Raw genomic sequence first — 24249 nt, 5'->3', positions numbered from 1 at the left:
AAAAAATTCCGTACTCATCATTATACAACGATTTACATAAAAAAGACTAATAATATGCAACAAAAAGAGCGTTCTCCGGAATGTCTTCTCGGACACGCTCTTCGTTATTAATTTTCGCGCTTAGATTTTTGACCCCAGTACTGGTATAAATCTGTGCGGATGAATCCGTTAAATAACTTACGCTTTTTCGTCGCTTTTTTACCGTAATGTACTTCCAAGTCTTCCATTGATGACAGCATGTACACGGACCAAGTCGGATAGTTTTGCATAACTTGACCAAACTGGCGCAGCATTTTCTCGATTTCTTCCACTTCACCGATCCGCTCACCGTATGGCGGGTTTGTAACAATAACTCCGTCAGTCAGCTTCGTTGTGAAATCTGTCGCCTGCATTTGCTTGAATGTCAATAAATCGCCAAACCCTGCTTCTAGTGCGTTTTCTTGAGCGATAGCAACCATTTTGTGATCGATATCCGTACCGATTATCGTTAAATCCTGATCATAATTCGCCAACGAATCCGCCTCATCACGTGCTTTATCCCAAATATCCTGCTTCATCCATGGCCATGATTCCGAAATAAATTCACGGTTATAGCCCGGTGCGATATTTTGGCCGATCATTGCCGCTTCCAATGCAATCGTTCCCGAACCACAGAATGGATCTACGAACGGACGGCTTGGTGACCATTTTGATATTTTCACTAATGCTGCTGCAAGAGTTTCTTTTAATGGGGCTTCACCTTGTGTCGTACGGTACCCGCGTTTATGCAATCCAACACCCGATGTATCGATCGTTAATGTTGCCATATCTTTTAAAATCGAAATTTCGATCTTAAATGTCGGACCGGACTCATCTAAAAATCCTAAACGTTTGTAAGCAAGTTTCATTCGTTCAACAATGGCTTTTTTCGTAATCGCCTGACAATCCGGTACACTGAATAATGTTGATTTGACCGATTTACCTGACACCGGGAAATTTGCATCCACCGGTAAGTATTTTTCCCATTGAACTGCTTTAACGCCTTCAAATAGCTGGTCAAATGTTCTGGCCGGGAATTGGGCAACGACGATTTTCACACGGTCTGCTACACGCAACCATAGATTCGTGCGTGCAATCGCCATCTCATCGCCTTCAAAATATACTTTGCCGTTATCGACACGTGTTTCGTACCCTAGATCACGTACTTCTTCTGCTACAATCGCCTCTAGGCCCATCGCAGCTGTTGCAACTAAATTAAATTTTGTCATGCGTTTAAATCCTTCCTTGATGCTCGACTTCCCAATATTGGATGAAGTCGATTAATTCTTCCATAGGCAGAGGTTTACTGTAGTAATACCCTTGAATATAATCACAGCCCATCGATTTAAGCAAATCGACTTGCTGGCTTGTTTCCACACCTTCAGCTACTACTTTCATCTGCAGGCGATGCGCCATTTGAATAATCGCGTCGACAATTGCCTGCTTATCATCAAGCGAGCAAATATGCTGAATGAAACTGCGGTCAATTTTCAGCACATCGAGCGGGAATCGCACTAAGTAACTTAATGAAGAATACCCCGTCCCGAAGTCGTCAATCGAAAGCTTAAAGCCGGATTGCCTCAGTTTTACTAGTTTGCTTACTGTCTCCTGCGCACTGTTCATTACTGTCCGCTCTGTCACTTCGATTTCAAAATTTTGTGCAGAAGAATTGTTCCGCTCTAAAATTTTTTGAACCGAATCCAAGAAGCTTTGCTGCTGGAAGTGAATGCTCGATACGTTTACTGCAATCGGTATATTCGGGTATCCGGCAGCATCAAGCTGATGGTAGCCTTCACAGGCAAGCTCGAAAATCAGCTCGCTGAGTGGAATAATTAGACCTGACTCTTCGGCATGCTCGATAAATTCAGCAGGTGATACATTGCCAAGTTTCTCACTGTTCCAACGTACTAATGCTTCGATTCCGACAATTCCGTTGTTTTCGGTGCTAATTTTCGGCTGGTAGGCAAGCGTAAATTCCCGGTTTTCAATCGCTTTACGGAGTTCACTATCCAGCGTCAGTACTCGATTCGAATCCGTTTCCAACTCATCAAAATAAAAAGAATAGCAATTTCGTCCGTTATCTTTTGAAAATGACATGGCACGATCGGCACGATTCAATAGTTGTTCTGTCGTCGTACCATCCGTCGGGTAAATACTGATTCCCATACTTGTCGATATATAGACATCCTGGTCATGAACTTTAACCGGAGCTTCAAAAACCCGGAGCACCTGCTCAGCAAATTTTGCCGCTTCTCTTGGATGCTGGATATTTGCTAATGTAATGACAAATTCATCCCCGCCAAAGCGCGCTAAAATATCTTTGTTTCTCACTAAAGTTTTCACACGTTTGGAAACTTCCACCAATAACTGATCACCAATGGCATGTCCGAGCATATCATTCACTTGCTTAAAGCGGTCCAAATCCATAAAAAGAACGGCATGCTGTATCGGCATTACCTTATTTTCCGTTACTTCAAGCAGTGCTTTCATACGTTCAATATAGGCAAAACGATTGCACACTTCTGTTAATGAATCATGAAGAGCCCTTTTTTCAAGTTCGTCTTCCACGATTTTACGTTCTGACAAATCTGTAAAAATGCCGCAGTAATTTGTTATTTTACCTGCATCATCTTTAATAGCTAGTATTGTCAGCCATTCGGGGTATAATTCACCCGTCTTGCGTCTATTCCAAATTTCACCTTGCCACATTCCTGCTTTGCCAATTTGTTTCCACATATCAATATAAAAAGTTCTGTCATGCACACCTGACTGTAGAATAGATGGTTTTTTCCCTTGTACCTCTTCTAATTTAAAGCCTGTTACAAATTCAAAAGCAGCATTAATCGATAAAATTCTTCTATAACGATCGGTAATCATTATACCTTCCGCAATATTTTCAAAAACTCTTTCGATTAATTCTTTTGGAAATTGAGACAATGCCAGTTCTTGCATGATGGATTTATTAGACTTCAATTCACTCAAGACATATCACCCTTATATCTTATATAAAGAACAGTTTTTTATATATTCACTCCGACAGAAGCAGGTGCAGTTTTATAGATTTTGTTCCCTAATTCCCCGTCATGAACCTTCATTTTTATATTTATAATAATTTTCTCTACTAAGAAAGGCTCTCCACAAAAGAATGGAGAGCCCTTTTATATGTTCAAAAAAGCATCAATAATCAATAAGCCATGTTTTGTTCCTAAGTACTCAAACAGCTTGCGCCTCGTACGACTAGGTAGTAATCATCTATCTACGGCCAAGCTGACCGTCCCTCCATCCGTTCAATTCCTTCAGGAGAGTGCCCCTACCATAATTTGGGTTTCTCACTCATGGGGTTTACCTCGTTCCACCTCATAGTTTTCACTATAAGCTCCGTCACTGTGGCACTTTCAGGAAGTTTCGTCCATATCTAAAAGACTTAGGAGTTCCTTCCGCCGTCAAGAGAGATTCTCTTGCCTTACCTTATTTTTTCAGTAAGCACGAACACTACGGGCATCGCAGCACCGTGTGAGCATGGACTTTCCTCTACGACATTAAAGACGCAGCGATTACTCGAATATTGATGTATGAATAAAGTATACTGCAATAATAGAAAAAAAACAATATTCCTATGAATAGTTTAACTATTCATAAAGCTTATTCCCGAAAACATGCTTTTCCAAGTTTGAAAGTCGCTTTAAAATATCGAAGTTTGTGCTATTTGCTGTTGGAGCAGGAGCAACCGCCGATTTGCGGCTTGAATTTGCCAGCTCTTGCTTTAAGCGCTCGTTCTCCTCTTCCAAGGAAGCAATCTTTGCAGTAAATGTGTCATAATCTTCACGAATCAGATCCAAAAATTGATCCACTTCGTCAATGTTATAACCTTTCATGCTCTTTTTAAATTCTTTTTCCAATATATGATCAGCTGTTAATTTTATATCCATTATTCCTCGTCCTTCCATCACGCTACTTCTTTGGTTTATTATAGCATAGGTCAGACAAATGGGACGACTACATATATTCTAGATGTCGAAAAATTTTTCATTATTTGTCGAAAAAAATTTTATTTCTTTTATTGTCTAATCGACTAAGTCTTTTCCGCCAATTTTTTTGCTGGTTTTGAAATTGTGTTTGTTTTTGAAACGGTATTTCAGGAAGTAAATTATTCCCTATTTCCGTGTAAATATATGCCTGCTCGTAGTCCTTTAGTTGATGTTCATACAGCATGGCCAGTTGTTCGTATGCCTGCAGCTGTTTTTTTACAGGGATTGCCGGGAGCGCTGTTTGGAATGATTGGATCGCTAAATCCGTTTCTCCAATTCGCTTTAACTCGAATGCTAAATAAAAATGCGCATAACCGGTATCTTTCGTTTCGAAATGCGTCGTCACCGCCTGCAGTATTTCCGTACTTGTTTGCCGTTTTTTCAAATCGCCAAACCATTTTCCGATATTCGTATACGTTGTCGCGGATTCTGTTGATATATCATCGAATAATAGATTCGTAGAATGAATATACAAAGTGATCAGCGACAGTAAATCCCATTCATTATGCAACAGCACTTTCATCAACGTTTCCGCATTCCCGCTCTTAATCGCATCAAAATAAATAATCGGGGCTAAATGTCCCGGTATATCCCCGACCCGATAAAAGCCAAGTTTATCCTGTTCAACTTGAGTAAGCTTCATGCGTGATAAATCATCTTTCCAAAGTCGTTTCGTACTATGCAGCAAATCAATTTGCCGCTGTGATTTCAGCGGCGGCAAAAATTGCTGGTTCAACGTCCAGCGCACTTGAAGCTGCGGCCAGTCGAAACTTTTTCCGTTATAGGAAACAACCGTTACATTCCGCTGCCATAGCTTTGATTCAAAAAGAAGTGCCGCTTCATTCGAGGGGTCCGCCATTACATACTGTATGAGCGTAAAACCTTCATCATCCGCTTCCAAAAAGCCGAGTAAAAATATATGGGTACCCGCGCCTTTTAAACCGGTCGTTTCCGTATCAAAAAACACGATTGTTTCATCTTCGTTCATGGCAAACGGATGATCTTCGGCTTGGGACTTCCAGCGCTTTAAGGAAGGAAAAAGTTCCCCGAGCTTGTAGTCGCCGTGCTGATAATCAAATGGATAATGTACTTCCCGTTTAAATAGCATGCCGAATTCATTTTCTACCAGTTCAAGCCCTGCCTGTTGCCATTGTTCGCTGTATAAAGGCCGCTCGGGTTTCATGAATTTCGGCTTTTCTTTTTTTTGCTCCGCTTTTTTGCCTAGCAGTTTTTTCATTTGCAATAGCTTATTTTCATACGACATGTTCTCACATCATTTCGTTAATTAAAATATTCAGCACTTTCATAACCTGTTTTTTGTTTTCTCCTAAACTATCCTGAGCACCAATGCATGAAGGACACCCCTGCTGACATGGACAGTTCTCTACATGCTGTGCTGTTCTTTCAAGCAGCGACAGTAAAACATCATACACACGTTCACTCAAACCGATCCCACCAGGATAACTGTCATAAATAAACAAGGTCGGTTTTTCATTATGAATTGCTTTTACTTGCGGGACAACCGACACATCCGACCGGTCACAGTGGATGAATAACGGGATAAAGCTTCCCATTGCATAGGCAGCCCCTGTCAGCGCATCGGTCAGTTGTTCTTCCGTCCAATTATTCGGCAACTCGAAGCTCATCCATGTTGCATTGGTATGCATTTCCATTGGGGGAATCGAAATCGGACCAGATCCGATATTATCATGTGTATTAAAACGGATTTTCTTAAAGATGGTCGGAATAGCTAAAATACTTACATCTCCGTAACTTACTGTCGAATTTTTGAACGGTGCCGATTTATCTTCACTTAACACTTTCAGCTCGACAGCCAAATTCGCATCTGTAAAGTAGTCGACATCCACTTCCCGCACGAATGCCTTTTTCTCTTCCCAATCGAGCTTTTCGACCTGGAACTGAATCCCCTGGTGCAAATAGATGGCTTCTTCATGCAGAAGAGTCATTGCACTGTAAGTATCCATTTCTCCGATTACTTTCGTATTGGCAGGTGTTGAAATATCGATAATGACGACGTTTTCCTGTGCGGCTGAGCGCAGTGAAATTTCATGTGCCGGGAATCTGTCGCTCATCCAATGCCATTTCGTGCTTGTCCGGACAAGCACACCTTCTTCCTCTAAATAGGCTAATAGTTCCTGAACTTCATATTCCCCATACGTATCTTCCATCGTAAATGGCAGTTCAAACGCCGCACATTTTAAATGCTCCATTAAAATTAACAGGTTTTCCGGATTGATACGCGCTTCTTCTGGTGAACTTCCTAATAGATAGCTAGGATTTTGGACAACATATTGATCTAATGCCGTCGATTGCGCTACATACACAATGAGCGCCTCATCCTGACGTCTCCCTGCCCTGCCTGCCTGCTGCCAGGCACTCGCAATATTTCCCGGGTAGCCGGTCATAATACATGCCTGCAATTGACCGATATCAACACCCAATTCAAGTGCATTCGTACTGACGACCATCTGTATCGACCCTGTCCGCAAGCCTTTTTCGATTTCTCGCCTTTCACTCGGCAAATAGCCGCCACGATAGCCCTGAATCGATTCGTCCATAATCTTTTTCGATGTTAACGACTTTAAATACGTCACAAGCATTTCCACACGAACTCTTGATTTCGCAAAAATAATCGTTTGAATGCCCGCTTCAAACAAACGCTTCGAAATATCGCGTACTTCGAGCACGGCACTCCGTCTAACTCCAAAAGTAGGGTGGACGATCGGCGGGTTGTAAAAAATAAATGTTTTCTTTCCAATCGGCGCACCTGATTGCTCAATCAGTTCATGTTTACTGTTTGTCAGGCTTTCTGCCAGTTCTTTAGGGTTTTTGATTGTGGCACTCGTACAAATAAAAATCGGATTGCTTCCATAAAATTCGCAAATACGCTGAAGTCTTCTTATAACATGTGCGACATGTGAACCGAACACGCCTTTATACGTATGTAACTCATCAATGACGATATACTTCAAGTTTTCAAAAAGGGACACCCATTTCGTATGATGCGGTAAAATGCCTGAATGCAGCATATCGGGATTTGTCATAACGATATGGCCGGCTTTCCGGATTTTTTGGCGAATGCCTGGTGCAGTATCTCCATCGTATGTGTAACTCAAAATATCCTCATCCATCAGTTCAATCAGTTCATTAAGATCTGATTTCTGGTCTTGGGCAAGCGCTTTTGTAGGAAATAAATAAATAGCGCGACTTGAGCGATCTTCTAGAATTTGCTGTAAAACCGGCAGATGGTAGCAATACGATTTTCCCGAAGCAGTCGGTGTAATCGCAGTAAAATGCTTTTGCTGTTGTGCATAGTCGAATGCCTGGCGCTGATGGATATAAAGCTGCCCGATGCCTCGGCCATGCAATGCTTTAATAATCGATGGATGTAATTTAGAAGGGAAATCTGCGTACTGGGCCTGCTTTTCATCAATCGTATGCATAGCGACAATATTCTGTTTCATTTCTTCATCGTATTGCCACTCGTCGACAAGCTGCGAAATCGTTCTTTTCTTACTAAGCACCGCCTTCACCTTCCTCAATCTTTGTTGCAAGCAGCTTCAATGTGTATTGGGCAGATTGGATCGATTGAATAAACCGTTTTTTGCTCGTTCCTTTAAAGAAAGACTGTACAACAAATTGCTCCATCGCATCAGCTGCGTGGTCAATTTGCTGTACATATAAATTTTTTGGGTGCTGGCTTTCTATCCAATTTGTCGCATGCTGCTGCCATTCGTGAATACGTGTATGGACTTCATCGACATGTGGCTTGACCTCATTAAAGAAATCCGGCTCCCTGTCCAGACGTCGCATTTCCTGAAAACGGTGTAAACACGCATCACATTCTTCTATTAACTGGTTTGTTTCATTTACTAATTGCATAAAGCACCTCGAATAATTTCATCTGTTTGAACCTTGTAGCATAAGTTATCTGAGTTTGCTACAACAGCTACTTTTTTATTAGTCTTTACCCATTCAGGCTAAAGTATATTTGTTCTTAAGTGTATCAAATTCTCATCGTTTGTACTACTCATATGCGAACAGGCATTCTTTACTTGACTCTTTGTTTCAGCTAAGCTAACTTTTTGATAAACTGAGAGTAGATTGGTTAAATGCTCCACTTTCATTCTTAATTGCTCGCGTTCCATTTGCAAAGTTAATAATGTTTGTGCCATTTCAACTTGTTCGATTAAGCGTGATAATTTCGACATATAATGCCCCCTTTTCACAATGATTCTTTCTTTTTTCAGCGAATCCTTGTCATGTGGCAAAAATAGTGTCTATTCGCTAAAAGAAGTTATATTTTGCATAGCTTTTACAAAATTATTAACGGGTACATTGTTTGTGATACACTATTAAAGTATTATTTCTTCCAGGAAAGAAGGTGATTCCATGGTGATTCGTTATCCGAACGGTAAACTCTATGAAAATGCGCCAAAGATGGAGAATAAAAAGGAATCCGCTAAATCTCAACCGGCTGCTAAAGAAAAAAATAAAAGAGCCGTCAATTACAGTAACCGTGGAAAAAGCTTAGAAGATGACCTAAATGAAACAAATATGTTTTATTTACATAGGAATATGGCAAATATACACAAGAAACCTGTTCCTATACAAATCGTCAAAGTAGATTATCCGGCCAGAAGTGCAGCGGTTATTAAAGAAGCATATTTCCGCACCCCTTCAACGACGGATTATAATGGCGTATGGAATGGATATTACATTGACTTTGAAGCAAAAGAAACGGATAGTAAAACTTCCTTTCCATTAAAAAACATTCACCTTCATCAAATGGATCATATGCATTCCGTTATAAGCCAAAAAGGAATTGCATTTTTCATTGTGCGATTCAGCACACTGAACCGTAATTTTGTCATTTCATATCATGTTGTGGCAAAATGGTTTTCGGCAATGGATGAAGGTGGAAGAAAATCCATACCCATCGCCGTTTTTGAGCAGGAGGCCATCGAAATTTCCGAAGGCTATGTACCAAGGCTCGATTATTTGCAAGCGGTAAAAAAGTTAATTGCAAACAACAATGTTTGTGAAAGTGAGGAGAAACAACGTGACGGAAAATAGAAAAACACGCGAACAAATTAAGCGCGAACGTCAACAAAAAAATAAAAAATCCAGAAAACCGAAAACTTCTGCAGGGAAATGGATTAAGCGTATTGTTTTGGCAATCGTTTTAATTGGGGTTATCGGGTTCCTAAGCGGTGCCGCATTATTTGGCTACTATGTAAGCAAAGCACCCGAACTGGACGAGGAAGCATTAAAGGATCCGATCTCATCAGAGTTTTATGATATAAATGGCGAACTTTTTGCAACAATTGGTGCAGAAAAACGAAATTACGTAAAGTATGAAGATATTCCGCAGAAAATGATTGATGCGATTATCGCAACAGAAGATGCACGATTTTTCGATCATTTCGGTGTTGACTTATGGCGACTAGGTGGTGCCGTACTTGCCAATTTCCGAGACGGGTTTGGTGCACAAGGTGCCAGTACAATCACTCAGCAAGTCGTAAAAAATTCATTCTTCACGAATGAGAAAAAGCTGGAGCGTAAAGCGCAGGAAGCTTGGCTCGCAGTACAGCTGGAACGTCAATACAGTAAAGAAGAAATTTTTGAAATGTACTTTAATAAAATCCTGATGTCAGGTAGAATTCACGGTTTTGGTACAGCCGCGAAAGAATTTTACGGAAAAGAATTAAGTGAATTAACATTGGCTGAAACTGCACAATTAGCAGGGATGCCACAAAGTCCGAACAACTACAATCCATATAAAAAACCGGACCGTGCAGAAAAACGGCGTAACATCGTTTTAGGCTTAATGGTTCAGCATGGAAAAATTTCCGAAGCAGAAGCTGAAAAGGCAAAAAAGGAAGAAATCACAAGTGGGCTTATTCCTGAAGAGGAACGTGTAGCAAACAGTACAACGAAATATCCTGCCTTTTTGGATGTTGTTTTGGCAGAACTTGAAAAGAACAAGGATAGCGAACTGACTTCCGAAGGTATCAAAGTCTATACTACGCTTGATCCGAAAGCACAGACAATTGTAGAAGATTTGATGAACAATGACAGCACCTTCCCTACTGAAGAGATTCAGGCCGGTGTTGCAGTCATCGATACACCAACAGGTGAAATTCGTGCGATTGGCGGAGGACGTAACTATACAGGTGAATTCAACTATAACTTTGCCTATGATATGACAACACGTCAGCCTGGTTCGACTTTAAAACCGTTAATTGATTACGGACCAGCATTTGAATATTTAAAATGGTCGACTGGTCAAACTACGGTCGATGAAAAAATGACGTATTCCGGTTCTGATCAGGTCATCGGGAACTGGGACGGCCGCTATTTAGGTGCGATGACTGTGCGTGAAGCACTTTATACATCACGAAATATTCCGGCGGTGAAAACTTTCCGTGAAGTTGGTCCGAAACGTGCCGAGGAATTTTTAGGAAACTTAGGCATTGAAACAACAGAAGGATTAACGGAAGCCGAAGCGTTGGGTGGAGGACGCGTCAATATTTCTCCTGTCCAAATGGCTGCTTCGTATGCGGCATTCGGCAATAACGGGACATATAACAGTCCGCATGCCATTACTAAAATCGTATTCCGTGACGGAAAAACGTCAAAATCATATAAACAGGAATCCAAAAAAGCGATGAGTGATTATACAGCTTATATGGTAACGGATATTTTACGTGATGTTGTCAGTAACAAACGAAACGCTTCTGCTCCACGTGCAATGGTTTCAGGCGTGGATATCGCAGGTAAAACAGGTACAACAAACTACAGCTCGGACGATTTCAAAAAATATAATTTAAAGAGCGGATCAGTACCGGATACATGGTTTACCGGCTATACAACGAACTATTCAATCGCCATTTGGGGTGGTTATCCACAGCGTAAAGATCCTATTACAACATGGGAAGAACGCTGGTTGCCACAGCAATTGTTCAAATCGATTATGACGGATTTAAATGAGCATAACCCGTCTTCATCATTTAAACAGCCAAGCAGTGTCGTATCGGCATCGATTGTAATTGGATCAAATCCTTTAAAACTGGCGAATGAATATACACCGGCATCACAACGTGCAACAGAGCTGTTTGTTAAAGGAACAGAGCCAACTGAGTATACAGAGGAATTTGTCCCTCAGAATCTGGATTCACCTACTGGTTTACAAGCGTCATACAATGATGCAGCTCAACTGGCAGATGTTTCATGGTCACACTCATCACTTGACGGTTCAGATGAAGATACTGACCCCGTTACATTTGAAGTCTCGATGAAAATAGATGGCGGTCCGGCAACGGTCATTTCAACGACAAGCGCAACCGCAATTCAGGTGCCTAACATCGAGCGCGGTAAAGAATATACATTTACAGTTACAGCGATTTCAGGTGATTTACGAAGTGATCCGGCAAGTGTTGGATTGTTTGTTGAGGGTGAACAAATAACAGAACCCGAAGATCCGAATGACTCTATTGAAGACCCTACTGAGACGGAACAACCAGAACAGCCGGGTAATGGTAACAATAATGGAAACAACGGGAACAATAACAATAATGGAAACGGAAACGGGAATGGTAATAATGGCAATGACAATGGAAATGGAAATGGCAATACCGTCGAGCCGGATGAATCTACTCCTGAACCCCCATCACCGACCCAGCCTAGCCCACCGACTACAGGCGGCGAAACAAGACCTGAAGACTCAGAAGAAGATTAAAATAAAAAACATCAATTTTTCTCAATACGGGAAAAATTGATGTTTTTTTCTAGTTATATTAGATGTTAAAAACAATGACTGTTCGTTACTTTACTTTTTAACTCTCAGTCTTGCACAACGCTTTTTCGTTTCTTTATAAAGTTCGTCCAATTGACGATAGCATGCATATTGCCCAGGTCGCACCTTTATAAACTGCAGACGTTCCATCCCGTTGATCGGCATGAGCTCATACTCACTTTGTACAGAGAACGGTGTATCGGCCATAGAACCGCTGACAATAAACTGTTCAAAATGTTCAATTCCTTCTACCATGAATTGCTGTGCTGATCCATCACGTCGTTCATGGGCTGCATGAATCGCTTCACGCATCTTCTCCCATTCACTGTACCATGCGTCCACCACATCTTTTGAAATTGCTTCTTGTTGAACTGAAATCATTAAATTTTCACCAAACCTTTTTTCAAACGCTTTTGCCCTTCACGACAGTCATCCAATAACGGACAGGACCCGCACCCCGGATTTTGCGCTTTACAATGGTAACGTCCAAAGAAAATAATTTGATGGTGTGCACGGCTCCATCGTTCTATCGGCGTTTTTTTCATGATGGTTTCTTCTACTTCCAGCACACTGTCTTTCCACCGGCAAAGTCCCAATCGTTTCGAGACACGCTCTACATGCGTATCGACAGCCATCGCAGGAATATCAAACGCAACGGACAATACGACATTCGCTGTTTTACGGCCTACCCCAGGCAAAGTAACAAGTTCTTCACGGGAAGCTGGAATTTCCCCGCCATATTCATTTAATAGACGTGCACATAGTAATTGAATATTTTTCGCTTTATTCCGGTATAGTCCAATCGAACGGATATCATTTTGCAGTTCCTCAAGCGAAACATTTAAATAATCCTGTGGAGTCTTATATTTTTGAAATAATTGTTTCGTCACTTTATTGACGAGAACATCCGTACATTGTGCAGACAATAATGTGGCAATTGTCAGCTCAAACGGATTGTCATGCACTAATTCACAATGTGCATCGGGATACATGCGATCCATCTCATCTAAAAAATGATTCCATTTTGCTTTTGTTAACATATTTAGTTGAGTGTCCTCCTATTCTCGCTCCTCTAACCAGTTATAGAAAGTAACTTTCTCCGTTTTTTGAACCGGTTCTTGCTGATGTACTGGTTGTACCGGTGATGCAGACATCGTATTTTTCCGGTATTGCTCGCTATGTTTTTCAATTTGGGCAAGTGTTTTTATGTTACGCTTCTTCCATTCGATCAAAATACGGTCAATGTAGCGTAAGTTCACTTTATCGGCCAGTACCGCTTCCTTTAATGCAGCTTTTATGATTTCCGGACTGTGCTGATCCAAGTCCATCCACATGCCGATCGTTTCGATTTCCATTGGGGAAAGCAGGCGCCCCAGCTCTTGTTCAAATAGCTGGAAAATTTTCGCCTCGTCCAGCTTATTGGCAGTTGAAACCTGTTGTTGCGCTTTAGACTGCAGAAGATCCAGCAGTCGTTCCCACAAAGGATAAATTGAATACTTCTCGGCAAGGCGTCCGGATTCATCAGTACTTTGAGAAATTTCGACAAAGCCTTTTTGCATTAAGCGTTGTATTATTTGAGAAATAGCAGTCAATTGGAAATTTGTCCGCTGCATTAAATCATTTGGTGTCGGAAAGTCGATTCCTTCCTGTTCGAACGTTAGTAAATGTAGAATGATTAATGCTTCATCATCTTGTATGTTCAGTTCGTTATAATGTCTGAAAAATAATTGTGGAATAGTAATTTGTAATTGCTCCGTCCAAACGCGGATTCGATTAAAATTCTTAGACATAGTTGAATCCCCCTTTGTGCGTTAGTAACGACAAAACGCCCGGCAAAATTCCGGACGTTTTCTCGTTGTATAAATTAAGTTCTTCATCATAGTATAATGTTGATTTCCATTACGGGTCGGACGCTTTCCAGGGGCACGTCCTGAGCCTGTAGTCTCAGGCAACGTGCTTGTCCCCTAGGAGTCGCCTCCCCTTCATTCCAATCAACAATTGATGAATGGCCATAAATTATGGATATAAACGGTTTAATAAACGTGGGAACGGGATGGACTCACGGATATGTTCTGTTCCGGAAATCCATGCAACTGTACGCTCTAATCCTAAGCCGAAGCCTGAGTGAGGTACAGCACCTTGTTTACATAAATCTAAATACCATGCATATGCATCCATTGATAAGTTATGTTCTTCTAAACGTGATTTCATTAATTCATAATCATAAATACGTTCAGAACCACCGATAATCTCACCATAACCTTCAGGAGCAATCAAGTCCGCACATAATACAACATCATCGCGCTCCGGGTGTGGCTGCATGTAGAACGGTTTAATACCGATCGGGTAGCATGTGATAAATACCGGTTTGTCATAATGGTTGGCAATTGCTGTTTCGTGTGGTGCACCGAAATCATCGCCCCACTGGATATCATCAAAGCCTTGCTCATGTAAAAACTCGATCGCTTCATCATAAGAAATACGCGGGAATGGCGCTTTCACATTTTCAAGTTTTGATGTATCACGGCCCAGACGCTCTAAATCAAGCTTACAGTTTTTCAGAACAGATTGTACGATATGTGATACGTATTGTTCCTGTACTTCCAAGCTTTCATCATGCTCAACAAATGCCATTTCAGGCTCGATCATCCAGAATTCGATTAAGTGACGGCGTGTTTTTGACTTTTCTGCCCGGAATGTAGGACCGAATGAGAATACTTTTCCTAATGCCATTGCAGCAGCTTCCATGTAAAGCTGACCTGATTGAGAAAGGAATGCGTCTTCATCGAAATATTTTGTATGGAACAGCTCTGACGTACCTTCAGGTGAAGAGCCCGTTAAGATCGGCGGATCCATTTTTGTAAAACCATTCTCATTGAAAAATTCATATGTTGCACGAATAATTTCATTACGTACTTTCATGATTGCATGTTGTTTACGAGAACGTAACCATAAGTGACGGTTATCCATCAAAAATTCTGTACCGTGCTCTTTTGGTGTAATTGGGTAGTCTTTAGCAGGACTGATTACTTCGATACCTGTAACATTTAATTCAGCACCGAAAGAAGAACGCTCGTCCGCCTTTACTTCACCAATAACATACATCGATGTTTCCTGTGTCATACCTTTAGCTACTGCGAATAGTTCTTCTCCTACCTCTGCTTTTACAACTACGCCCTGTGCGAAGCCTGAGCCATCACGCAACTGAAGGAAAGCCAATTTACCGCTAGAACGTTTGTTAGCCAACCATGTACCAATTTTTACTGTTTCGCCAATATGATTTGGCATATCTTTAATCATAATTTTCTTCATATAGTCCTCCAAAGCTTAAGTTGCAGAGACCGCTTAATCTTGCCATTTTGCTTTAACAAAGGCATCGATTCGGCGCACTGCTTCTTCTAATAATTCTAAAGATGTCGCATACGATAAGCGTATTGTCGCAGGTGCACCAAATCCTGAACCTGGAATGACCGCAACATTTGCTTCCGTTAATAGTGCCGATACAAAATCATCCACTGAAGTGTAACCTGTTTTTGCGGCTGTTTCCGAAACATCCGGCAATAAGTAGAAAGCACCTTGTGGCTTTAATACTTTTACACCTGGAATTGCTGCCAGTTTCGGGAAGATCGCTTCTAAACGCGATTCAAATGCTTGTCTCATCTCTTCTACTGCATGTTGCGATCCATTATATGCTTCAATCGTTGCATATTGTGCTGTTGTTGTTGCATTTGAAGTTGAGTGAGAAGCTAAATCCGTCATTGCTTTGATGATTGTCGCGTCACCAGCTGCATAGCCAATGCGCCATCCTGTCATAGAGTGAGATTTTGCAACACCGTTCACTACAATTGTACGTGCTTTCACTGCGTCTGAAACTTCCGCAATTGAATAATGCTCTACTCCATTGTAAACAAGCTTTTCATAAATTTCATCTGAAACGATTAAAATATCCTTTTCTTCCGCCACTTGTGCAAGCTCTGCCAATTCTTCTTTCGTGTAAATCATACCAGAAGGATTGGACGGCGAGTTAATAATCACTGCTTTTGTTTTTTCTGTTACAGCATTACGGAGTTGCTGGGCTGTAATTTTAAAGTTTTGTTGCTGTGTACCTTCTACATATACAGGAACACCGCCAGCAAGCTTCACTTGTTCAGGATATGAAACCCAGTAAGGAATCGGGATAATTACTTCATCGCCCTCATTTAAAATAACTTGGAACAATGTATACAGAACGTGTTTTGCTCCGACACCAACGATTATCTCATTAGCTTTGTATGTAAGATTATTGTCACGAGCCAATTTGTCAATAATTGCCTTCTTTAGAGCAGGTAAACCACCAGCCGGTGTATATTTTGTAAGACCAGCATCCATCGATTGTTTTGCTGCATTTAAAATATTTTCCGGGGTATTAAAGTCCGGCTCCCCTGCACCTAAACCAATTACATCAATACCTTGCTCCTTTAACTCTTTCGCTTTAGCTGTGATTGCTAAAGTTGAAGATGGTGTTAAAGTCTTTACACGATTTGCCAACAATTGTTTCATGTTGCTCTCTCCTCTACAAATTCAATATGCGTTTCCACCATTGCCCGTCTTCAAATAGAAGATAGACATAATTCAAGCTGCCGGATTCACTCTTATAGGTGATTTCCCATACAGGACCCGGCTCCTCGAATCCTAACTTCATATGAAGAATCTCTTTCACAGCAGTATCCTCCTGAAAAACAGACAATGCCTGATCTTCTGTGATGCCATCTGCTAAAAATACTTCTTGCATTGAATTCTCATCTAAACTCATCGGGACGAAGACTGCCTTTTCCTTCCCATACTCATCCACACCGAAAACAGTGACATATGGCTTATTCCCATTATAAACATAGGACTCATCAACAACAGCAAGTGCTTTCGTATCCAGCGCAAAACTTTCCGCCTTTTGTTCTATTTCACTAAACGGTGCATTGGCCTTCCAAAATACGAACACTGAAATAACAAGCGACAAAGATAAAATAAAGACAACCGAAAAGATAATCCAGTTTTTCATAACTGCACCTTGCATTCCGGTGTATTTGTTTGTTGTTTAAAATATTGTTTCATTTTTGTCAACCTGCTTTCCTTCCTCATCGTTTTTCATTATACCAATTTCCTAAGCTTTGCACCATACTGTGTAGAGGCAGTTTTTGTATGGAAATTGGCGGTAATGACTCGATAAACTGCTGTCCGTATGATTTCGTTTCAATCCGCCGATCCAACACGATAAATACCCCTTTATCATGGCTGGAACGTATTAATCGGCCGAAACCTTGTTTGAACCGAATAATAGCATCCGGCAGCGCAAGCTCCGTAAAGGAATTTCGCCCTTGCTGCGTTATATAATTGGCCCGCGCTTTAAAAGCCGGCTCTTCCGGCGATGAAAACGGCAGTCGGACAACGATTACTGCAGACAAGCCATCCCCGGGCACATCGACCCCTTCCCAAAAACTGTTCGTTCCGAATAATACGGAATGATTAAATTTCTGAAATGACTTTAACAACCGCATACGGCTTCCGGATGTGACACCTTGTGCAAATATCATATAGTCGCTCAACAATTCACTTTCCTGTATAAGATTGACCGTTTTACGTAGCATGTCCTGAGATGTGAATAAAACAAAGCATCTTCCATTTGTCATTCGCACCGTATTTGTGACTGCATGTGCGACTTCTTCAATATATTCGGATTGGGAAACAGCCTGAATATCGGGCATGTCATTAACAATATACACTTCCGCCCCGTCATAATAGCTTGGGTCCGCATGCAGCTTTTCGATCGGAATTGATGGATTGATGCCAAGCTGGTTCGTAATAAAACGCTCATTACTTGGCACTGTCAACGTGCCGGATGTCCAGACAATGCCGCTTTTTTCTCGGATCGGATCCATTAGTTTCCTAATCGTCGAGGTTACTTCAATTGGTTTTTTATAGAGCTGGATACTTCCTGGAACACTGCGTTGGTCCAACTCCAGCCAGCATGAATACTCCGAATCCTGACTTAAAAACACATCATCCCACTCTGAGAGTTTAATCGTGAACTCATTGACGATATACTGCCATTGCTCAATTAAGTATTCATGCTCCGGCGCAAGCTCTTCAACACTTGAAGTGAATTTCCGGATAAGCTCCGTCGCCTCATCCACCCATTGTTGTACAGTGAATGAAACTTTCATTAAAACTTCACGTCCCAGCGGCAATTCAGAAACAAAGACTTCAATTTTCTGTTGTTTAGACTGATGATGCGCATCCTTCACTCCACGAAGCAATGCCGCCATTGCTGTATCAAATGCATTGACCATTTGAATGTAGCGCTTTTCCAGCTGATCCAGTGTTGGATAGTTCAGCAGCTGTTTTTTAATGGCAACCCGACGAATTTTATAAAACAGCTGTTCATCTTCCTGTATACCAATTTGTCCAAATAAATATTTCCAATTCATATAAGTAAATATTTTTTCATGCTGATTGATTGCAGCCTGAATAAACTGATGGGCTTCATCGATTACCCAGCCGCCTAATGAATTAAAAATCTGTTCATTGCGTACAAGATCACTGAGCAGCATCGCATGGTTTGTCACGATTATGTCGGCCTGGCGACTGTTTTGAATTGCACGTGAATAAAAATCATAGAGCGGCATTGTCGTTTTCGGCAATGCGGTCTTTCGTATTTTATCAATGAGCAGCTGGCCACCGCCTGACACATTCAGCTCACTCAAATCACCTGTCTCTGTTTTCGCAAGCCAGATAAGTGTTTGCAGTACGGTAAATGTCTGATCATAGGAATCGTCTTGAGTTTTTAGCTCTTTTTCGAATTTTTCGACGTCGATATAGTGGTTCATCCCTTTTAATAAGGCCATTTTAATCGGTTTACCAAGCGCAATTTCCAATATCGGAATATCATTTTGCATAAGCTGATCAAGCAAATGCGAAGTATACGTACTGATTCCGATTTTCTGATTCGTTTTCTTAGCATAATAAATTGATGGTACTAAATAGCCCATCGTTTTTCCGATTCCCGTAGATGCTTCAATAACATGCTCCGCATTTGTATTAAGGGCATGCCATATGCTGTCCATCATTTGAAACTGCTGCGGGCGCTCTTCAAAATTGGGAATCCCTTTTAATAATAAGGCCATTTTTTCATCTGTTGTTTGCGGATAAACAAGTTCTTCCCCATCACTTTTTGGCGTTGGTGCCATTTTACGAATAGCAATTCTACGGTAAAAGACATGCCCTTCATCCGTTAGTGTTGTTTTAGTACGTTTTATAACAAGCGCATCAAAAAACAGCTGGGACAGGTCCGTTCTCAAACGGAAAGAACGTTTATGCAATTGTTCCAAAGTAACGAGCGGCAATGTTAACAGCTCTTCCCAGCAATGTTTAAGCAGATAGGCTGTCGCGAGTGCATCATCATCCGCACGGTGTGCACTTTGCAGCTCGATATGAAATTCATTCGCTAAATCTGCTAATTTGTAGCTTAACGACATCGGGAACAAAATTTTTGTCAGTTCAACCGTGTCGATTTTCTTCCCATGCCACTTCGATAGACCGGCGCGTTTAAATTCTTCCTGTAAAAAGTTCAAGTCAAAATCGGTATTATGGGCTACAAATACCGCCCCTTCCAGCAGCTCATAAATATAATCCGCATACGCTTCAAATGGCAGCGCATCTTTTACATCTTCGTCTGTAATATTAGTTAAATCCTGTATAAATAATGGAATCGGTTTTCCCGGATTGATAAATGTAGAATATTTTTTTACAATTTCCCATTCTTGCATAATGACAATGGCGATTTGAATCATGCGGTCGCCGCTTACAGGGGAATGGCCTGTTGTTTCAATATCGACAATCGCATATTTTTGACTTTCCTTCATTTTTCTTCAACTCACAGTTCAAGTAATATAACGGCATTTTATCATACTGGAGGTAAGGAGGTCATGTAATTGAATAGATCAGCGGAAATCTGACGGTGGAATGTTGCCTTCGTAAATAGAGAGCTGGAGCCGATATGAACGTTGTTAAAAATTCTAATATATTTTAAATTGATCCAATAAAATCTGATTTGTTCTAATTAAATAGATTTTTCAATATAACCGCTAACTGTTCTAATAAAAGCTCAATTTGTTCTAATACCTTTCCGGTTCTTCGAATACCCAACGCAAGTTTTCTACTATACTCCTAAATGTTCCAATATAATTCATTCGCAGCGCACCTTTACTCTTATTACGAAAAAAACCTAGTGCCGCCTCAAGGGCAACACTAGGTTAATATACTATGTATAGGTGTGCAGGGGCTCATCTCCCTGCACAATTCAAAAGCTTCCCAGCAAATCCGTGCTGTTGGTGGAGGCTTTTGTTGTGAAGACTAAATCTTCACCGAGGTTTTGGCACCTAAAAATTAGAATACCGCAATATAGGAAATTATTCAACTAAATTAGTCAATTAAATTTGAACGATTTCCGAAAATACCTTTTAACATTGGTGGAGTAACCAATGTTGTAATAATAATGACGATTACCATTGGTGTATAGTCTTCTGCCGGCAGTAATCCGCTAGATAAGCCCATACCAGCAAGAATCAGTGCAACTTCCCCACGAGAAATCATCCCTGCACCGATCCCTGTTGAAGATTTCCAGCTGAAGCCTGCCAATTTCGCTCCAATTCCAGAACCGATAAGCTTTGATAAAATTGCAACGATTGAGAAGATGACTAAGAACCAAATATTTTCTGTAATCCCCGCAAACGTAACCGACAATCCGATACTTACGAAGAAAAACGGTACAAATAACCCGTTTGCAATCGGTTCTACTTTATGTTCGACTGTATCTTTGAACGGCGTGCGTCCGATTGCAATACCAATAAAGAACGCTCCGATAATTGTTGCGATACCAAAATAATGTTCACCTATGTAAGCTAAAGCAAAACATGCAACAAGTGCTCCGCTTAATAGGGCCTCCGTTACTTTCAGGCGGCTAAACAGCTTTAAGAATGTAGGAATCACCCATATCATTACAACAGCCAGTAAAACGAAGAAGAATACTTTACCACCGATTAATACAGGAATCGATACATCATCCCCTACAAGGAAACTCATTGCAATTGCGATTAACACAACGACGATAATGTCATCGAGTACGGCTGCTCCTAACAATGTAGAGCCTTCCTTACTTTTCAGCCAGCCGATTTCGCTTAAAGTCTGTACAGAAATACTAACTGACGTTGCGGCTAATGTTAGCCCGATGAAAATCGCCTGACCCTGTGTTAAACCAAATGCCAATGCCAGCGGATAACTCATTGCAATCGGTAAAATGACTCCTCCAATCGCAACAAAAATGGCCCCTTTCATATTTGCATTCAAGTCTTCCAGATCGGTTTCCAAACCGGCTAAAAACATTAATAAAATAACCCCTATTTGACTGAATGTTTGCATAATTTCATTGTCAGTAATCCAGCCAAGCATTGCAGGGCCAATAATGATACCGATCAGAATTTTACCGAGTACTGAAGGCTGGCCTAAACGGACTGATAAATGGCCTGCTATTTTTGTTGCCAACAGCACAATTACAATTTGAAAAATAAACATAATATCCCCCTTTTTCATACAAAAAGGCATGGGGGTGCCAGATTTGACTGACTCCACCATGCCTTGCTTCATATAAGATTAGCTTAATTTTAAACAATTAAAATAGAAAAAGCAATAACATTTTATCGTTATCTGAATATTTTTTATTTATCGTCAGATAGAAAGATTAGAAAAACCCCGGCAAAACTTCACGCTGAAAATACTGATTTTTTCTAAGCCATACATTTAATATATGACGGTGTGTCAGCAGTTTTCTGCGTGAGGCATGCCTTCTTTGCGCCTCTTGAAGACTTTCAAGCAAGATACGTGTTTCCGTCAGACATTGTTCAGGATCAGTAATTACTTTCAATGCCGGACTGATAAGCCCATGTTCCTGCAGTAATGCAAGTACTTTAGCAAACTGTTGTCCCATCGCAATGTAGTTTTCTTCTATATTAAAATCAATACATTGATATAATGTATTTTCCACTTCTTTTTCTACAAGCTCCATTGACTGATTTTCCATATGTCACCTCATGTTGGAATTGTATACAACAAGTATAGTAGAATTCAGCACAATAAAAAAGAAATTGGATTGAAAATAGCTACGGAGCATCTCCTCTGCACCGTAGCCACAAGTTATTTTGCATGAATCGCTTTCCCGAAGACAGAACGTGCCGCATCGCCAACATGCTCGCTGACCGTTGGATGCGGGAAAATAAGTCTTGCCAAATCTTTTACTGATCCTCCTAATACTTTAGCCGCCAGCATGGAGTTAATCATTTCCGTCGCGCCGTCACCAACGACACAAGCCCCGTAAATATCGCCTTCAGGACTCGCCACGAACTTCATAAAGCCCTGTGTATTTCCTTCAAGCAATGCTTTTGGGTTCGTAGGTAAATACATTTTCGTTACAATACTGTCCGCAGGTGCTTCGTGTTCCAGCATGCCGAATGTCGCTATTTCAGGATGTGTATAAACACATCGCGGAATTTCCTGCTGATTAATCACTTTCGGATGCTTACCTAAAATATAGTCGACTGCATGTACACCTTCTGCACTTGCAGAGTGGGCTAGCTGGAATCCGCCGACTAAATCGCCAATTGCAAAAATGCCGGGAATACTTGTTTCATAGTGGTTGTTTACTTTTATTAAACGGCCATCCATCTGCATCTCCAGCACTTCCGCAATTTCGGTGTTCGGACGGCGCCCTGTCGCAAACAGTAAATTTTCAAACGGGAAATTCCCGATTGAGGTTTGGACATGATCAGCATGGATTTCTTCGAACGTAAAGTCTGTCACAAGTTCGATTCCCAGTTGTACCATTTTTTCTTTAATAATCGGTCTTGCATCCGGTTCTTCTGTTTGCAGAATGTCTTTACTATGGTTTAATACGGTTACTTTTGTTCCCATTGGCGCTAAAGCAAATGCCATTTCAATTGCAATAACCCCGCCTCCGATAATCGTTAATTGTTTCGGCAGCTCCTCAATCGAAAAAAACGTATCGGTTGTATGATATTGTGCGTTTTCAAGTCCTTTAAATGGTGGAACGAACGGTCGGCTGCCTGTTGCTAAAATGACCTGATCTGCTGTGAATGCCTCTTTGCCGATGATTACTTTCCGTTCCGCAGTTACTGTCGCTTTTCCTCTGAACATCGTGATTTGGGCATTTTCGATAAACGTTTCAATATTCATTAATAGTTCATCAACAACTTGATCTTTTCGCTTCATTAACTTCGGAAAATCAATATTAATGGTTGGTACCGTCACGCCCCAATCGGTTCCGCGCCGGATTTCCTGAACTAATTTACTATGCTCTAGCATAATTTTTGATGGAATACAGCCGACATTATAGCAGGCACCACCAACTTTGTCTTTTTCAACAAGCGCTACTTTCAACCCGCTTTTTGCTGCATGTATTGCGGCTACATATCCTCCAGGTCCTGCTCCAATAACGGCTAAATCAAATTTTTCCATACATACCACCTCATTTTTCACATTAGCATTACACTTCCGGGAATGCAACAAATCAGACGCCGGTTTTCTTTCAATTCCCAATATTGGGACAAAGGAAAAAGCAGCGAAATGCCAATTGCATTCGCCGCTTATTTAGCCGTTATTTCAATACTTTAATTTCTACTTTTTTACGTCCCCAATTTAGAGCCGTTTTTTTCGATTTCATAAATACATCGATTCGTTTTCCTTTGATCGACCCGCCCGTATCTCCGGCAACCGCTATCCCGTATCCTTCCACCCATACTTTCGTGCCTAATGGAATCACCTTCGGGTCAACGGCAATTAGTTTAATATCCGGATTTTTCTTTAAATTAATCCCTGTAGCCGTTTTACCGGAACACCCTTTGCAATTTGCTGTAAATGCACTTGCTTCAACAGTCAATGTTTTAACAACTTCGTAATCATCGATTGTTTCCTTTTTATTTTCTTCTACCGCTTTTTTTTCTTCCACTACTTTTTTATCTTTAATTTGATCCGGTAATATCAGTACAAACCCTTCATAAACTTCCTTTTTGTCTTCTACACCATTTAATTCAAGTAACGTATTTAACGAGATATTATAACGATCTGCAATTTCATCCAATTCTTCACCTTTCTTCACTGTATGCGTTGCTGCGATTGCAGCGCTCACGAAGAATAAGGTAGTGACCATAAAGAAGGCAAAGCTAAATAATAGTTTTTTATGAAACATATTAATTATTTCCCCCTGTATCTTTTGTCTATTTTGTCAACTATAGCTAAGCCCAAGTCTACACATTTTATATTTCATAAAGATTACAGGAAGAT

Annotated in this window: 20 protein-coding genes and 1 other RNA gene; 2 read left to right on the top strand and 19 right to left on the bottom strand. The window is 40.9% G+C overall.

Annotated features, from left to right (window positions below):
• Positions 1-107: 107 nt before the first annotated feature.
• The 8 genes from MKZ25_RS06635 to MKZ25_RS06600 all read right to left on the bottom strand — a co-directional run bounded on the left by MKZ25_RS06635 (position 108) and on the right by MKZ25_RS06600 (position 8278).
• Positions 108-1247, bottom strand: coding sequence for a THUMP domain-containing class I SAM-dependent RNA methyltransferase (locus MKZ25_RS06635; RefSeq protein ID WP_340800796.1), 1140 nt, complete (start codon positions 1245-1247; stop codon positions 108-110).
• A gap of 4 nt (positions 1248-1251) precedes the next feature.
• Positions 1252-3000 (bottom strand): putative bifunctional diguanylate cyclase/phosphodiesterase, encoded by a 1749-nt coding sequence (locus MKZ25_RS06630; RefSeq protein WP_340800795.1) that lies wholly within the window; start codon positions 2998-3000, stop codon positions 1252-1254.
• A 201-nt stretch (positions 3001-3201) separates the two neighbouring features.
• Positions 3202-3584, bottom strand: an RNA gene (gene rnpB, locus MKZ25_RS06625) — RNase P RNA component class B.
• A 63-nt stretch (positions 3585-3647) separates the two neighbouring features.
• Entirely contained in the window at positions 3648-3947 is a 300-nt protein-coding gene (gene gpsB / locus MKZ25_RS06620) for a cell division regulator GpsB (protein WP_340800794.1), read from the bottom strand.
• Positions 3948-4047: 100 nt separating this feature from the next.
• A complete protein-coding gene (locus MKZ25_RS06615) occupies positions 4048-5310 on the bottom strand; it encodes a ribonuclease H-like domain-containing protein (RefSeq protein WP_340800793.1) in 1263 nt (420 codons plus the stop codon).
• A 4-nt stretch (positions 5311-5314) separates the two neighbouring features.
• Complete coding sequence (locus tag MKZ25_RS06610; protein ID WP_340800792.1) at positions 5315-7591, bottom strand: DEAD/DEAH box helicase; 2277 nt, start codon at positions 7589-7591, stop codon at positions 5315-5317.
• The gene (locus tag MKZ25_RS06605; protein ID WP_340800791.1) at positions 7584-7949 is read right to left on the bottom strand and encodes a YppE family protein; all 366 of its coding nucleotides are present in this window, start codon (positions 7947-7949) and stop codon (positions 7584-7586) included. The genes MKZ25_RS06610 and MKZ25_RS06605 overlap by 8 nt, the downstream gene beginning before the upstream one ends.
• Positions 7950-8047: 98 nt before the next feature.
• Positions 8048-8278, bottom strand: coding sequence for a molecular chaperone (locus MKZ25_RS06600; RefSeq protein ID WP_340800790.1), 231 nt, complete (start codon positions 8276-8278; stop codon positions 8048-8050).
• Positions 8279-8459: 181 nt separating this feature from the next.
• On the opposite strand from MKZ25_RS06600, the gene recU reads away from it, so the two are divergent.
• Positions 8460-9143, top strand: coding sequence for a Holliday junction resolvase RecU (gene recU / locus MKZ25_RS06595; RefSeq protein WP_340800789.1), 684 nt, complete (start codon positions 8460-8462; stop codon positions 9141-9143).
• Complete coding sequence (locus MKZ25_RS06590; protein WP_340800788.1) at positions 9130-11808, top strand: PBP1A family penicillin-binding protein; 2679 nt, start codon at positions 9130-9132, stop codon at positions 11806-11808. Before recU ends, MKZ25_RS06590 begins: the two co-directional genes overlap by 14 nt.
• A gap of 90 nt (positions 11809-11898) precedes the next feature.
• Here the strand turns inward: MKZ25_RS06590 and MKZ25_RS06585 are convergent, their stop codons facing one another.
• The 11 genes from MKZ25_RS06585 to MKZ25_RS06535 all read right to left on the bottom strand — a co-directional run bounded on the left by MKZ25_RS06585 (position 11899) and on the right by MKZ25_RS06535 (position 24154).
• Positions 11899-12246 carry a YpoC family protein gene (locus MKZ25_RS06585; RefSeq protein ID WP_340800787.1) on the bottom strand — a complete coding sequence of 116 codons (348 nt, stop codon included), beginning with the start codon at positions 12244-12246 and terminating at the stop codon, positions 11899-11901.
• A complete protein-coding gene (gene nth / locus MKZ25_RS06580; protein WP_340800786.1) occupies positions 12246-12905 on the bottom strand; it encodes an endonuclease III in 660 nt (219 codons plus the stop codon). Before nth ends, MKZ25_RS06585 begins: the two co-directional genes overlap by 1 nt.
• A gap of 18 nt (positions 12906-12923) precedes the next feature.
• Positions 12924-13655, bottom strand: a complete 732-nt coding sequence (locus MKZ25_RS06575) for a DnaD domain-containing protein (protein WP_340800785.1) — start codon at positions 13653-13655, stop codon at positions 12924-12926.
• Positions 13656-13881: 226 nt separating this feature from the next.
• A complete protein-coding gene (gene asnS / locus MKZ25_RS06570; RefSeq protein WP_340800784.1) occupies positions 13882-15177 on the bottom strand; it encodes an asparagine--tRNA ligase in 1296 nt (431 codons plus the stop codon).
• A 33-nt stretch (positions 15178-15210) separates the two neighbouring features.
• Positions 15211-16404: a pyridoxal phosphate-dependent aminotransferase gene (locus MKZ25_RS06565; RefSeq protein WP_340800783.1), complete on the bottom strand. Its 1194-nt coding sequence runs from the start codon at positions 16402-16404 to the stop codon at positions 15211-15213.
• A gap of 13 nt (positions 16405-16417) precedes the next feature.
• Complete coding sequence (locus MKZ25_RS06560; RefSeq protein ID WP_340800782.1) at positions 16418-16900, bottom strand: cell wall elongation regulator TseB-like domain-containing protein; 483 nt, start codon at positions 16898-16900, stop codon at positions 16418-16420.
• 76 nt (positions 16901-16976) lie between these two features.
• Entirely contained in the window at positions 16977-19760 is a 2784-nt protein-coding gene (gene dinG / locus MKZ25_RS06555; RefSeq protein ID WP_340800781.1) for an ATP-dependent DNA helicase DinG, read from the bottom strand.
• 559 nt (positions 19761-20319) lie between these two features.
• A complete protein-coding gene (locus MKZ25_RS06550; protein ID WP_340800780.1) occupies positions 20320-21468 on the bottom strand; it encodes a cation:proton antiporter in 1149 nt (382 codons plus the stop codon).
• A gap of 166 nt (positions 21469-21634) precedes the next feature.
• The gene (locus MKZ25_RS06545; RefSeq protein ID WP_340800779.1) at positions 21635-21973 is read right to left on the bottom strand and encodes a transketolase; all 339 of its coding nucleotides are present in this window, start codon (positions 21971-21973) and stop codon (positions 21635-21637) included.
• A 113-nt stretch (positions 21974-22086) separates the two neighbouring features.
• Positions 22087-23424 carry a dihydrolipoyl dehydrogenase gene (lpdA, locus tag MKZ25_RS06540; protein WP_340800778.1) on the bottom strand — a complete coding sequence of 446 codons (1338 nt, stop codon included), beginning with the start codon at positions 23422-23424 and terminating at the stop codon, positions 22087-22089.
• A gap of 139 nt (positions 23425-23563) precedes the next feature.
• The gene (locus MKZ25_RS06535; protein ID WP_340800777.1) at positions 23564-24154 is read right to left on the bottom strand and encodes a 3D domain-containing protein; all 591 of its coding nucleotides are present in this window, start codon (positions 24152-24154) and stop codon (positions 23564-23566) included.
• Between the last annotated feature and the right edge of the window lie 95 nt (positions 24155-24249).

The sequence above is a fragment of the Solibacillus sp. FSL W7-1464 genome (assembly GCF_038004425.1).
Lineage (GTDB): Bacteria > Bacillota > Bacilli > Bacillales_A > Planococcaceae > Solibacillus.
Note: the sequence above shows the minus strand (reverse complement) of the source record. Positions and strands in the feature narration are given on the sequence as shown.